Raw genomic sequence first — 13416 nt, forward strand, 5'->3', positions numbered from 1 at the left:
TCTTAGGGCTTGGAATCCAGCAGTAGCTGAGTGGCGCTGGGGCTAAAAGCTTTTTCCATGAACAAGCAGGCCGCGCCGAAGGCTTCCGCACCTGAGTTGACTATTGTTCCCACCACTTCTACGCAATGGACACAACTTGTGGCGCTCAGTTCAGCCAGCAACTCCGGCATCTGGGCCAGGTAGCTGCTCGCCAATGCGGGCCAGAATGGTCCGCCAAACACAACCCGTTCCACATCAAGGAGGTTGGTCAGTACCGAGACGGCTCCTGCTAGTCTGCGTGCGGATTGGGCCATCAACTCAACTGCTGCGGGGTTACCGTTTTCGGCGGAGTAGGCAAGCGCCATTAGGTCTTCAAGAAGGGTTGCCGGCGCCAAGGGGTTCTGTGCCGGTAACACTCCTGCCTTCCGGGCCAGGGCCACCAGGGTTTCGGGCATGCAGGTGACCTTAACACAGCCTTTGCGTCCACAGTCGCAGTCGGGACCGGACGGATCGGCAATGATGTGTCCGATCTCCCCCACGTTCCCCGATGAGCCGCGAACAACCTCATCGTTCAGGACCAGCCCGGCACCGATTCCAGTACCCACGTAAACGTAGATGAAATCCTTTGCACTGCTGGCAGATCCGGCCCATAGTTCCGCAACGGCCGCAGCCGTAACATCCTTTTCCACCACAACCGCCAGCCCCGTGGCCTGATGGAGGATCTCACGTAGAGGTACCCGTGTCCAGCCTGTCATGTGGGGTGGGTCAACCACTGTTCCGCTGGCCGCATCAACGGGGCCAGGAGTGGCCACGCCAAGACCTGCGATCCGTTGTTCATCGATACCGGAATCCTTAATGATCCGGGTGACCCTGGCCCCCATGCCAGCCACTACCTCTGCGGGATCATTGGTCAAATCGGTGGGTTCATCCGCTGAGAAAAGCACAGTGCCTACGGCGTCAAGAAGCGCATAGCTTGTTTGTGCCGGGTCAATATGGATGCCAATGGCGTACATGCCGCGAGGGTTCAACCGCAAGATCGTTCGTGGTTTTCCCGGGCCGGAGGTCTCTTTGCCTGCTTCCATGATGAGCTCGGAGTTAAGCAGCCGACGGCAGATGTTGGAGACTGTTTGCGCCGCTAAACCTGTTGAGGCAGCCAGTTCCACCCGGCTCAGGCCTTCCTCGGACCTGCGGATGGAGTCCAAAATGACGGCTTGGTTAAAATCCCCCATCCTGGGAAGATTTGTACCGCGACGGCGGTGCGGCAAACCAATCTCGGGAACACCCAAAGTAAGACTCCTTGACATTCTATTGACCGTTGTTGAAGCTGACTCCCCCAGTCTTCAGTTGTCAGGTTACCCCCGCCTTGGACTCATGCGCGGATACGCCACGGATGCCGGCACAGTGCGTGCCTATGCCTTGACTGAAACTGTGACCGTGAACTTGTGGTTGCGCCCTTCTTCCCGGGTGGGACCCACTGTTTTGCTGAGAACCTGTTTGTACTCCAAATGACGGTTGTAAACACACCACAGCTCTCCGCCAGGGGCCAAGACCCTGGCGGCGGCAGCAAAGAGTTTCAGGGCGATTCCGGCATGGACGGTGGCGCCAACATGAAAGGGAGGATTAAGCACAATCAGCTCCGCTGACGCCGTGGCGAAGCTTTCTAATGCGTCGTCGCGGATCACATCTATCTGATCCGCCACCTCGTTGGCCAATGCTGTCGCAGCTGTGGACGCCACTGCGGCCCAGGATTGGTCGGTGGCAACTACACGTAGGTGTGGTCTTTTCAGGGCTAGGGATGCGGCGATGGTTCCGTTGCCTGAGCCCAAATCAATGGCGGTGGTTGCTTCCGTGCTCATCTTCGGGATGAAGTCCAGGAGGAAACGGGTACCAGCATCAACTTTTGTACCCCCAAAGGTGGCCCCATGTGCGCAAAGCCATAGGTTGAGGTCCAGGTGATGCTCTTTGCGCGGGAAGTTCGACCCCGGGACCTCGGCAAGTGGGCCGCTAACTTTCAGCGGTCGGGACTTATGCCAGGCTCGGCCCGGCACAACCTGCGAAAACTGTGTCCCAAGAACGGAGTTCATGGCCAGTGTCATGTGCTTAATGCGACCGCCAGCAAAGATCTGCACGCTCGCCGCTGCGTGGGCCCTGATCAACTCGGCGACTTCAACAACTTCTTCCAGGCTGCGTGGGAGCTGCCATAGAACCACTTCAGCTCCGGAAAAGAGGCTGGCATCTAGCGGCATTGAGTCGTAGACATCCGCTAATCCGGCTCGTGCGGCATTCGCGTTGAGAGCGTATTGGCCCGAGAGGGAGTCCTGGTGCACTCGGACACCTGTGAGGTTGTGCAGGCTGGCGGCACCGAGTGTCAGGGCACCGTACCTGTCTCCTACAATACTGACTTTTCCAGGGCCCATCCGGGCCAATCCAGTGGCGCTTTCCCGCAGGATCAACTCATCGCTGGCATCGAATGCAAAGAGGTTCTCAGCTTCAACGTCAGGAAACCTTCGCAACTGAGAAAAATCAAATTCTATGCCTTCAAAAATGCTGTATTCCTCCACCGTTCCACTCTACAGGGAGGAAATAACCTACCAGAAATACAGCCACTGGCAGAGGTGCTGCAGATCACATGCGTCGTATAATAGGGGCAGTCACCTCAGTCAAAGATACGTCGCCGTCGTCGACGACTCGAAGGATGATCATCATGAGTGAAATTACTCCGCTGCGCAGAAGAGTACGTGAAGGCAGCGGACTGAAAAACGTTGGTGGGGTGTGGGGGGAGTTTCTGGCTGAGTTTCTCGGCACTTTTGTCCTGATTTGTTTTGGCGACGGTGTGGTTGCCATGGCAGTCGCGGCGCTGCCCGGTAGCGGCCGCGCCGCCACCGACACCACCATCTTCATGGCCTCTGGGGACTGGTTACTGATCACGTGGGGCTGGGCGTTAGCGGTTGCCTTGGGTGTGTATGTTGCCGGGGGCGTCAGCGGGGCACACCTCAACCCTGCGGTGACATTGGCGTTTGCGGTACGCCGAAAATTCCCTTGGAATAAGGTCATCCCCTACGTTGTGGCCCAGGTTGTGGGAGCATTCGCTGCAGCCGCCCTTCTTTATGTTCTTTATTTCAACGCCATCGATGCTTTTAATGCGGCTTCCAAAACCCAGCGCGATGAAGCTGGCGGACTGGCAACATTTTCGATCTTTGCCACGTTCCCCGCTCCGTATTTCAAAGGAAACCTGACAGTACCGCTGATTGACCAGATTGTTGGCACAGCGTTTCTGGTGATGTTGATAGTAGCGATCATCGACATGCGCAACATGGCTGTCAAAGCCAATCTGGGTCCGCTGCTGATCGGCTTCGCGGTAGCAGCCATCGGCATGTCCTTTGGGGCGAACGCAGGCTATGCCATCAATCCCGCCCGTGACTTCGGCCCCCGCGTTCTGGCCTGGCTGGCTGGTTGGGGCGATGTGGCCATGCCAGGAACTATCACAGGAGTCCCCGGAGCTTTCAGCTGGTATTTTTGGGTGCCAATTGTTGGTCCGCTCGTTGGTGGCGTCATAGGTGTTTTGCTCTATGACTGGTTCATTGGCGACATCTTGCATGCGCGCCGGATTCTAGCGGAGCAAGAGCCCCCTGAACCGCAGACGGAACCCGGACCAGCGGAGGAAGAAGACTACTAACGCTCCAACGCTTTCACATAGAGCCACTGCTTACCCACTCGAGAAAAGGCACTGGTTTCCGTCAGGGAGTCCTTGAGTTTTCGGTTTGCCGCAGAGCGGTAGTGTGCCCGGAAACTCACAACACCTTCTCGATCAAAGTACCCCCCTTTGCTGGTGCTAAGGATTTCCAGCAAGTACCACTGCTGGTCGGGATCAAGGTCAAGTGTCCCTGGTGCGGTGTCCGGGTGCCAGGTGTGGCGAAGGTAGCTGGCGTCACCTATAGCGAAGGCCGTGAAACGAGAGCGCATGAGCGCCTCAGCGGTGGGCGGGTAGATGGGAAACGCTAACACCGCCGTCACAATGAATTTGGCACAGCAGTTCTCATACGACTCGCCACTTCTGCATGGACAACTCATTGCATCGGATGAGTTTGGGCGTGGAAGAATTCGATGTGATCCTTGATCGCTTGGGCTGCCTGAGCGCCGTCGTTCGCCAATACAGCAGCCATGATTCCGTGGTGCTGCTCGCGCAAGGAGGGAACTATCCGGGCCCACATGGCATCGCTGTCAATGGAGCCGCTGACGTAAGATTGCACCGCCGAGCGTAGTGATTCCATCATGGCCGTGATGACAGTGTTTCCGGCCAAGGAACTCAGAAGTACGTGGAAGGCCGCATCGAGAATATGAAATTCTTCCCGACCCAGCTCCGGCTCATTCATGGCTGTGAGCAGTTCGGCCAATCTTTTTTCCTGTTCCTCATTGCGGTCCCGCCCTGCTGCTTCAAGGGCGGCCCAACTTTCCATCATAATGCGGGTCTGGACTATGTCAGCGACCGGGAAATGGTTAGTCGCCATATGCAGGCGCAAGGCGGCCCCGAGACCGGCACTCGGATTGGCTATCACCACCGCCCCTGAGTTAGGCCCGGAACCCACCCCGGTGCGCACCAAACCCATGGCGTCAAGAACCCGGATGGCGTCCCGTACGGAGGCCCGGGAAATGCCATGGGCCAACGCCAGCGCGCGCTCACCGGGCAGTTGGTCGCCCATCTTGATCCTCCCATCCCTCAGATCGGCCTCAATACTGTTCAGAACCGCGTCGTAACTGCGGGGGGCGGGAGTGGGTGCGGGATTTAGCGTGGACACGCCATCATTGTCCCATTCTTTGCGTGTGCTTTTCTCCTGCAGTACCAGAAGTGCCAGAAGCGGTAATGGTGTGGCGCTGTTGCTGGCGGAGGGCAAAAAATCCGGCCACCCACAAGGGATGACCGGACCGTATTTTTGTGGAGCTGAGGGGACTCGAACCCCTGACCCCCTGCATGCCATGCAGGTGCGCTACCAGCTGCGCCACAGCCCCAAAACAATAAAAACTATTTAGTTATAAACCACTGCACAGGAACTATCTCCAACAGTGTGTTTGGTGGAGCTGAGGGGACTCGAACCCCTGACCCCCTGCATGCCATGCAGGTGCGCTACCAGCTGCGCCACAGCCCCAAACACTTTACAATCTTGCCCTAAAAGCTTTGACTCATCGGTCTAGGCTGAAGCAACTTATCTATCTTAGAACACCTGCTGGCCTGCTGCCAAATCGGCGCTCAACACCAGATTAGTCCTCAATGGGCTCGGCTAAATCTTCGGGTCTTTCATACGGTTCCGGGAGCGTACCAACATTATGTTCAAGCAAGCGCCACTGTGCTTCATTCGATCCTGAGTCCGCCAATGCTGACGCTTCAACAACCGACCAGTGGCAGTTCGAGAGCCCGGAGAGTGTCCGCCAAAGGTGTTCAGGCAGGCCCAGCAGTTTAGCCAGCGCAACTCGGGTAGCACCACCGTGGGTTGTGACAACGAGGGTGCCGCCATCGGCCAGTAGTTGAACCTCTTCCAAGATGGCATCGACCATTCGTTGAGCTACTTCGACCCGGGTTTCCCCACCCCCGGCGCGTATACCGGGTTCGTCCTGCTGCCATCGATGGATCTGGTCAGGGAAATCCGTGGTGATCTCATCAAAGGTTTTCCCTTCCCACTCTCCACCGAAGGTTTCGCGCAGACGGGGGTCTACACCCACCTCGTTTCCTGTGAGTGCCGCCAGCGCTTGTGCTGTGGAAAACGCGCGCGCCAGATCCGAGGAAACTATCCTTACAGGCAGTGCCATCTCGCTTGGGGAGCCAAGCTTCCCAGCCAACAATGCGGCGGCACGGTTGGCCTGGGAAGTTCCCACCTCATCAAGAGGGATGTCGCTTTGACCTTGAAAACGGCGTGCAGCATTCCAAGAGGTGCGTCCATGGCGCCAAAAAATGACCCGCCGGCGTGGACCGACGGGCTGCAAAACAGAGCCTTCGGGTGAAGTAAAAGCCATCAAATGACAATATCCATTCCTGAGCCCTTGGCAGGGGTTAGTTTTCGATTACCGGTTCTTCAGCGTCTGCCTGAGCGTGCTTGGCGGATGGATCCGACTCAGCAAGCTGTAAGTCAATGACGGGGCAGTCCCCGTAAAGACGTTCCAGAGCGTAGAAAACACGATCTTCTTCATGCTGGACATGCACCACGATGTCCGCGTAGTCAAGCAGCACCCACCGGCCACCTGAACGGCCTTCACGGCGCACAGGGCGCAAGTTAAACTTGTGCAGTTCATCTTCAATGCCATCAACAATGGCATTGACTTGGCGTTCGGTAGCCGCCGAGGCAATGAAGAAAATATCCGTGATTGCCAAGCGCTCACTGACGTCGATGGCTGTCACATTGAGGGCCAATTTATCCGAAGCCGCACGCGCCGCTGCGCGTACTAGTTCGATTGACTGTTCTGTTGCGGTCACTACTGTTTCCTTTGATTGGTGAAAATTTAGCGTACTAGTGCTGTGATAAACATGACGGCGCCGGCAACAAGTGCCGCGCCTCCAACGATAATGCTGCCCCACTGGATCAGCAGATTGCGTTTAGTCCTGCCCAATCCCGCCGTAATAGCATCCAGCGGCTCAAGACCATGGGCATAATCTGCTGGCATGGGCGGCATTTGCGACCGCATGATCTGCGCCTGTCCGGCGTCGGGGCGCACGGTTGCTTGCCCACCTGTCGCCATCTCTTGTGCCCGCTTAAGTGTATTGCTGTGACCACCTGTCACCGAACGGTTGTCCGGCTGTGAGTGATCCGCCGGGCGCGCAGCCAGTGCGGCATCGAAACGCTCAGCACTGAGGTGGGTAGCCTCTGACCGGACTTCTTCGGAGCGGGCATGTGCACCTGACTGACCGCTCTGTGCTTCCGCACGCAGTACAGGCGCTTTTTTCGAAGGTGTTTTAGCAACATTTTGATGCGGCGTTGACCGGGTGACGATCGGGACATGGGTGGTGGTTGGGGGCCGTAGGACGGGACGGTCGGTACCGGCCACTTCGATGAACTCCAGGGGGGTAACCATGGCCAGGTTATCGGTTGCCGTTGGATCAGCAGCCAATTTGCGGTTTTTAGCGCTCTCTTGGGCTAATCGCTCGCGTGCGGATGCGCGCTGGCTAAGAATCGCGGAGCGTTCCGCTTCTGCGCGTTCAGCAGCCATGATCCGCAGTTCTTCTGTGCTTGGCGCAACCACAGCAGGACCATCCTCGGGCGGACCCGCTGAGACAGGATAATAGTTCCCGCCAGGCACCAGCCCGGGCAACGGCGGGTACTTCCAGGACTGCGCATCGGCAGCGGTATCTGGCTCACCGGCCGCTGGTAGCTCGGTTCCTGCAGGATTACCTTCACGCTGCTGTACATCCGGCTGTTCAACCGCGGGAGTACTCGCGGAGTTTGCCCGGGTTCTGGGCCAATCCCCCGGCACGGGAGATTCCGGCACGGGAGATTCTGGCACGGGAGATTCCGGCACGGCAGATTCTGGCACACCTGATGGAGTTTTAGTTTTGGCCGCGGGTAGTTGATCTAGTGACGATGGGTGGCGGTTGCGCTGCTGATTCGACGCCGTGGACACTGCAGCGCGTCGGCCGGCTTGGGGTCGGCCAGCAGTTGGCGATACCGTTTTTGGCGCTTTAACAGGCGGTGCCGGGGCAACAACCTCGGGCTCAGCGGCAGTCTCCTGAGCTACGTCTTCTGGCTCCGATTCTAGCGCTGTTTCTGGCGCTGTCTCTGGCGCTGTTTCCGATTCCGTTTCCGATTCCGGCTCCGGCTGCGTAAACGGTTCAACTTGTGGTGACTGCTTCGTCACAGGGGAGCCAGCATCGGCGCTGGGGGCTGCAGTTGCGGACACAACCGGGTTGATTGCTGTGATGGGTGCCCGTTCGGCGTCGAGCTGGGCTTGGCGCAGTGCCCGCCTGGAAGGTAGCGGATTCAGACCGGGCGGATCAACGAGTTCCTTGTAGGCACGCAGCGCAGCCCTGTCACGGGCCCTGGTCTGGGATTGCCGCTCACCGCGGGGAGGCGCCGATTCGCCGCTGGAGGCACTCGCAGGAGCGCCCGGATCGCTCGGACTAGCACTAGCACTTTTTTTGGGCGCAGGGCGGGGCGGCACCGCAGGGATGCCAACGGTGTTCGCTGCTTGTGCCGATTCTTCCCGCAATTGTCTGCGGCTGCGAATCGGCTCCTTTTCCTTACTCATTGAATACTCATTCGGTTCTCGAGGCTACCGGCACTAAACCTGCGCTGGCAGACGCGCCGGGTTGTACGTATAGGCCGTACTTGGCAATGTATTGCACCACGCCGTCCGGCACCAGGTACCAAACAGGGTTCTGCTCTGCCACACGCTTGCGACAATCAGTGGAGGAAATCGCCATGGCGGGGACCTCCAACAAACTTACATTCTTCCTGCCCCTGCTATCCAGCACATGCCCGGGCCGGGTGACTCCCACAAAATGGGCCAGATCCCACAGTTCGTCGCTGTCTTTCCACGACATGATCTTAGCCATCGCATCGGCTCCTGTGATGAAGAACAGATCCGCATCCGGGCGCAGCCTGCGCAAATCCCGCAAAGTATCAATGGTAAACGTGGGCCCTGGCCTGTCAATATCAACCCGGCTGACAGTGAACTGTGGGTTCGCCGCAGTAGCAATAACAGTCATCAAATAGCGATGTTCAGCCGCACTGACTTCACTCTTGACTTTCTGCCAGGGCTGGCCGGTGGGCACAAAAATGACTTCATCAAGTTTAAAAACGCTCGCAACCTCGCTGGCTGCGACAAGGTGACCATGGTGGATCGGATCAAAAGTGCCGCCCATGACTCCGATTCGGAGACGGTTCCGGGTGCCTTCATGCAAAGGCACCCGAAGTGTTTCCTCAGTGATTGGATGACGCCGAATCGTCGTCGTGCATGTGCTTATTGGTGTGCTGACGGTGCGGGTCCTCAGATGCCTGGACAGCTTCATGGCGGTTGCCCAGGTTCATGAAAGAGACGGTGACAAGCATCAGTGTCAACAACACCGCAAGCATGACACCACCAATCACAAGCGGCGGTGCAATCAGCGGTGCAAGCTCATGTTCTTCTGCGGCAGCTAGTACGACGCCGGCAAGCTGGGTCAGCATTATTTCTCCCCTTGGGTGCGTGGCCAGCGCGGCAGTGTTGCCTGCGCCAGACAAGTTGTTCCTTGAATTCCCTCTAATAGTACGTGGTATCTGCGTACACCGGCACATCGACCCGCAGTTAAGCTGCCACCCGGGACGGTACGGGTATCAGCTACGTACTTGGCCTTCACCTTGGACAATCCACTTTGTTGTTGTCAGCTCGGTGAGCCCCATGGGACCACGTGCATGTAGCTTTTGCGTTGAGATGCCCACTTCGGCACCCAGCCCCAGCTCGCCTCCGTCGGTAAAACGCGTGCTTGCATTGACAATTACTGCTGCAGAATCGATTTCAGCAATAAATTTCTCTGCGTTGGCTAGGTCGTTGGTCACAATCGCTTCGGTGTGACCCGTTGTCCACGTACGGATATGTTTGATGGCTTCGGGCAAGGAATCAACCATCTTCACGGCAAGATCCAGGTCCATGTACTCGGTAGCCCAATCTTCATCGGTAGCCAAGGTCGCCGTGACTCCTGCGGGAAGCATTGCCTGGATACGCTCGTCTACATGTAGGCGCACCCCCGCCTTGCTCAGTGCGCTCAGCACTGCGGGGATCACAGTAGCTTCCCTGTGCACAATCAGCGTCTCAACCGTGTTGCATACGCTGGGGCGATGAGTCTTGGAGTTCAAAACGATCTCCACGCTCATCTCTTCTTTGGCGCTACTGTCAATGAAGATGTGAACATTTCCTTCACCCGTTTCAATAACGGGAACGGAGGAGTTCGCAACAACAGTCTGGATGAGTTCGCGGCCACCACGAGGGATGAGCACATCAACGGCACCGCGTGCCTTCATGATGAGATTGGCGCCTTCGCGTCCAAACTGGTCAACCGACTGCACTGCGTCGGCAGGTAGGCCAACGCCATCGAGTGCTTCACGCAAAATTGCCAACAGTGCCTTGTTGGTGTTGGCAGCTGCCGTGCCACCGCGCAAGATGACGGCGTTGCCGCTCTTCAGCGCCAATCCAGCGATGTCAACCGTGACGTTGGGCCTGGCTTCGTAGATAGCTGCCACAACCCCCATGGGAACGTTGATCTGGCGCATCCGCAGACCGTTGGGCAGTGTTTGTCCGCGTACAACGTTCCCGACGGGATCGGGCAGGGTGGCTAAGTTCTCAAGAGCATCAGCCAATCCCTGAACTCGCGCTTTTGTCAGTGTCAACCTGTCAAGCATGGGCACTGAGGTGCCGTTTTCTTTCCCGTTCGCCACGTCCTTGGCGTTAGCGCTGAGGATGGTTTCCTGGTTTTCCAACAGCGCCTTGGCAATGGCCCGCAGACCCTTGTCTTTCCAGGCCCTGTTGACTCCGGCCATACGACGGGCAGCCCTGCGGGCACGGTCGGTGATGGCCTGGACTTCAGCGGAAATGTTTTCTTTAACAATCGGTTCAGTCATCCATCAAGCCTACGGCACTCGGGTCGGTGCTGCTGTGGCACAGCTCTCCCTGCGCTAGAAGCTAAATGCTCAGGACCACCAGATCGTCCACATGGACCACTTCACGTTCAAACTGTTGGCCCAATTCTTTTGCCAGCGCTTTGGTGGAGTAGCCAAGCATCTGAGGTAGGTCCGAATTGCGGAAGTTAACTAGGCCGTGAGCAAAAACCTTACCGCTGGAATCACAGATCTCAACGGCGTCACCGGCCTCAAACATGCCAGAGACTGCGGTGATGCCGGCAGGGAGCACCGATTTATGACGTTCACTGACTGCGCGCACGGCACCATCATCCAGGACCAGGCGCCCTCGAATGTCAGCTAAGTGGGCAAGCCAAAGCATACGCACTGAGCGTCGGTTGCCGTGGTCCCCAAACCATGTCCCCACGTCTTCACCGGCAAGGGCGGCACCAGCCTGCGCTGTGGACGTCACTAAGGCCGGGATACCGGTTTCTGCTGCAATCATGGCAGCCTGGACCTTAGTGGCCATTCCTCCGGTCCCCACGCCCGCTTCGCCGGCACTGCCAATAACAATTCCGTCAAGGTCATCGGGTGAGTCAATTTGGCTGATACGCGTTGCGCCCTTCGACGGTGGACCGTCATACAGGGAATCCACATCCGAAAGTAGCAGCAGGGCGTCTGCCTTGATCAGGTGCGCCACCAGGGCAGCGAGCCTGTCGTTGTCGCCGAAGCGAATCTCACGTGTAGCCACTGTGTCATTTTCGTTCACAATGGGGATGACGCCTAGGTTCAATAGGCGTTCAAGGGCGCGGTGGGCATTAACGTGTTGGCGCCGTTTGGCCAAATCCTCGGCCGTCAGGAGCACCTGAGAGGCAGTCACTCCATGTGAGGTGAAGGCCTCACTGTAGCGCGCCATCAACAATCCTTGACCAACGCTGGCAGCAGCCTGCTGGGTAGCTAGGTCTTTAGGCCGCCGTGACAGGCCCAAAGGCAACAGTCCGGCGGAGATAGCGCCGGAGGAAACCAAGATAATCTCTGTTCCCGCCAAATGCCGCTGCGAAAGCACGTCAACAAGCCCTTTGAGGGCTTCTTCCGAAATGCCGCCAGCGACTGAGGTCAAGGAGGATGATCCGACCTTCACCACGATTCGCGATGCGGTCGCCATGCTCTGTCGTTCCGGCAGTGAGAGTGCCTGATCATATTCCATAGTTGTTGTAGCTTCCGGGCTCATAGATCCTTAGGGGTAGTGTTTTCTCCGCTTTCGTCAGCAGCCATGTCTGCCTTGATCTCGTGGCTTTTGGCTGTGTGACGGTCGGTTGATTCGGTCCAGATGCCAGCTTTACGCTCGGATTCCAGTTCCGCTCGTGCCGCAGCCTTGGCGTCTCGACGATCCTGCTGCTCTTGGCGCTTCTGTTGACGTGTTGGGCGGTCGCCCAAGTCCAACAGGCGTAGATCGGTGCCGCGAGGTGCCGCCAAATGCTCGGCACCGCCCATCATGGTTGGCTCCCAATCAAAGACAATGCCGTCTTCGCCGCCAATGACAACCGTGTCTCCCGGTGTGGCACCAGCTTTAAACAAGCTTGTCTCCACGCCGATCTTAGCCAACCTGTCTGCCAAGTAGCCAATGGCCTCTTCGTTTTGGAAGTCACATTGCTGCACCCAACGTTCAGGTTTGTCCCCGCGAACACGGAACAACGGCTCCAAATTCTTTTCTTCACGATGGATTGTAAACGAGGCTTCATTCACTGCTCGCGGGCGCAGAATGACCGGCGCAACCTTTGCAGGCTGGTCGATTACGCTCTGGCGGGCGGCACTGACGATCTCAGCCATAGCAAAGCCCAATTGTCGTAAGCCTTCGTGGCTGGTCGCTGAAACTTCAAAGACTCTGTAGCCACGCGATTCCAAATCACCGCGGACAAATCCTGCCATGTCCCGTCCATCGGGGGAATCTACCTTGTTCAAGGCAATGAGACGCGGGCGTGCATTCAAGGGGACAACGTCTCCGTCGGCGCCGGCGAAGCTCATATCCACTGAGTAGTTATCCAGCTCGCGCTCAATTATAGCCAAGTCACTGATGGGATCCCTATCAACTTCCAGTGCGGCGCAGTCCAAAACGTGCACAATGGCCGCACACCGCTCAACGTGGCGCAGGAAGTTATGACCCAAGCCTTTGCCTTCACTGGCTCCTTCAATCAAGCCGGGCACGTCAGCCATGGTGAACCGGACGTCCCCTGCCTGCACAACACCCAAATTGGGGATCAAGGTGGTGAACGGGTAGTCGGCAATCTTTGGCCGCGCCGCGGACATGGCGGCGATCAAACTGGATTTCCCGGCTGAGGGGAACCCTACTAAGGCAATATCTGCAATCGATTTCAATTCAAGGACAACATCGCGCTCGTCGCCTTCGATTCCCATCAGCGCAAAGCCGGGAGCTTTGCGCTTCTGCGAGGAAAGGGCCGCGTTGCCCAGGCCACCTTGGCCACCCTGGGCAGCAATGTATTCGGTGCCAATCCCGACAAGGTCGGCAAGCACGTTGCCTTCCTTATCTTTAACGACTGTGCCGTCGGGTACATCAAGGACCAGCGACTCGCCAATTTTTCCATCGCGCCAGTCCCCCATACCGGGCTGTCCGTTACCAGCGTGGCGGTGCGGGGCGTGGTGGAAATCCAACAGGGTGGTGGTTTGATCGCTCACACGGATGGTGACAGAACCGCCGTCGCCTCCTTTACCGCCGTCGGGCCCGCCCAAAGGCTTAAACTTTTCCCGGTGAACCGACACGCAGCCATGGCCGCCAGTCCCGCCGGATACATGCAGAACAACCCGGTCAACAAAGCTGGCCACTAAAATCTCCTTGAATAGATCT

General features: G+C 57.6%; 13 protein-coding genes and 2 tRNA genes. 1 reads left to right on the forward strand and 14 read right to left on the reverse strand.

Annotated elements, in window-relative coordinates; all coding sequences use genetic code 11:
- Window positions 1–2: 2 nt before the first annotated feature.
- Entirely contained in the window at window positions 3–1208 is a 1206-nt protein-coding gene (locus tag AAFM46_RS09170) for an ROK family transcriptional regulator (protein ID WP_283528579.1), read from the reverse strand.
- Between the two features lie 180 nt (window positions 1209–1388).
- A complete protein-coding gene (locus AAFM46_RS09175) occupies window positions 1389–2540 on the reverse strand; it encodes a methyltransferase (RefSeq protein ID WP_283527422.1) in 1152 nt (383 codons plus the stop codon).
- 143 nt (window positions 2541–2683) lie between these two features.
- Between AAFM46_RS09175 and AAFM46_RS09180 the strand changes: the two genes are divergently transcribed.
- On the forward strand, window positions 2684–3655 hold the full coding sequence (locus AAFM46_RS09180; protein WP_283527424.1) for an MIP/aquaporin family protein: 972 nt from the start codon (window positions 2684–2686) through the stop codon (window positions 3653–3655).
- On the opposite strand, the gene AAFM46_RS09185 is transcribed toward AAFM46_RS09180, so the two are convergent.
- The 12 genes from AAFM46_RS09185 to obgE form a co-directional block, all read right to left on the reverse strand.
- Complete coding sequence (locus AAFM46_RS09185; protein ID WP_343317486.1) at window positions 3652–3984, reverse strand: YchJ family metal-binding protein; 333 nt, start codon at window positions 3982–3984, stop codon at window positions 3652–3654. The genes AAFM46_RS09180 and AAFM46_RS09185 overlap by 4 nt on opposite strands.
- 62 nt (window positions 3985–4046) lie before the next feature.
- Window positions 4047–4775, reverse strand: coding sequence for an FCD domain-containing protein (locus tag AAFM46_RS09190; protein WP_343317487.1), 729 nt, complete (start codon window positions 4773–4775; stop codon window positions 4047–4049).
- 138 nt (window positions 4776–4913) lie between these two features.
- Window positions 4914–4986, reverse strand: a tRNA-Ala gene (locus tag AAFM46_RS09195).
- Between the two features lie 61 nt (window positions 4987–5047).
- A tRNA-Ala gene (locus AAFM46_RS09200) sits at window positions 5048–5123 on the reverse strand.
- A gap of 112 nt (window positions 5124–5235) precedes the next feature.
- Entirely contained in the window at window positions 5236–5985 is a 750-nt protein-coding gene (locus tag AAFM46_RS09205) for a histidine phosphatase family protein (RefSeq protein ID WP_343317488.1), read from the reverse strand.
- 37 nt (window positions 5986–6022) lie between these two features.
- The gene (gene rsfS / locus AAFM46_RS09210; RefSeq protein WP_283527433.1) at window positions 6023–6442 is read right to left on the reverse strand and encodes a ribosome silencing factor; all 420 of its coding nucleotides are present in this window, start codon (window positions 6440–6442) and stop codon (window positions 6023–6025) included.
- 26 nt (window positions 6443–6468) lie between these two features.
- Window positions 6469–8208: a hypothetical protein gene (locus AAFM46_RS09215; RefSeq protein ID WP_343317489.1), complete on the reverse strand. Its 1740-nt coding sequence runs from the start codon at window positions 8206–8208 to the stop codon at window positions 6469–6471.
- Between the two features lie 7 nt (window positions 8209–8215).
- Entirely contained in the window at window positions 8216–8869 is a 654-nt protein-coding gene (gene nadD / locus AAFM46_RS09220; protein WP_283527437.1) for a nicotinate-nucleotide adenylyltransferase, read from the reverse strand.
- A gap of 13 nt (window positions 8870–8882) precedes the next feature.
- Complete coding sequence (locus tag AAFM46_RS09225) at window positions 8883–9128, reverse strand: hypothetical protein (protein ID WP_283527440.1); 246 nt, start codon at window positions 9126–9128, stop codon at window positions 8883–8885.
- Between the two features lie 147 nt (window positions 9129–9275).
- Window positions 9276–10556, reverse strand: coding sequence for a glutamate-5-semialdehyde dehydrogenase (locus AAFM46_RS09230; RefSeq protein WP_283527442.1), 1281 nt, complete (start codon window positions 10554–10556; stop codon window positions 9276–9278).
- 61 nt (window positions 10557–10617) lie between these two features.
- Window positions 10618–11760 carry a glutamate 5-kinase gene (gene proB / locus AAFM46_RS09235; RefSeq protein WP_283528581.1) on the reverse strand — a complete coding sequence of 381 codons (1143 nt, stop codon included), beginning with the start codon at window positions 11758–11760 and terminating at the stop codon, window positions 10618–10620.
- A gap of 20 nt (window positions 11761–11780) precedes the next feature.
- Window positions 11781–13394 (reverse strand): GTPase ObgE, encoded by a 1614-nt coding sequence (gene obgE, locus AAFM46_RS09240; RefSeq protein ID WP_343317490.1) that lies wholly within the window; start codon window positions 13392–13394, stop codon window positions 11781–11783.
- Window positions 13395–13416: the final 22 nt, after the last annotated feature.

It is taken from the genome of Arthrobacter sp. TMP15 (assembly GCF_039529835.1).
Taxonomy (GTDB): domain Bacteria; phylum Actinomycetota; class Actinomycetes; order Actinomycetales; family Micrococcaceae; genus Specibacter.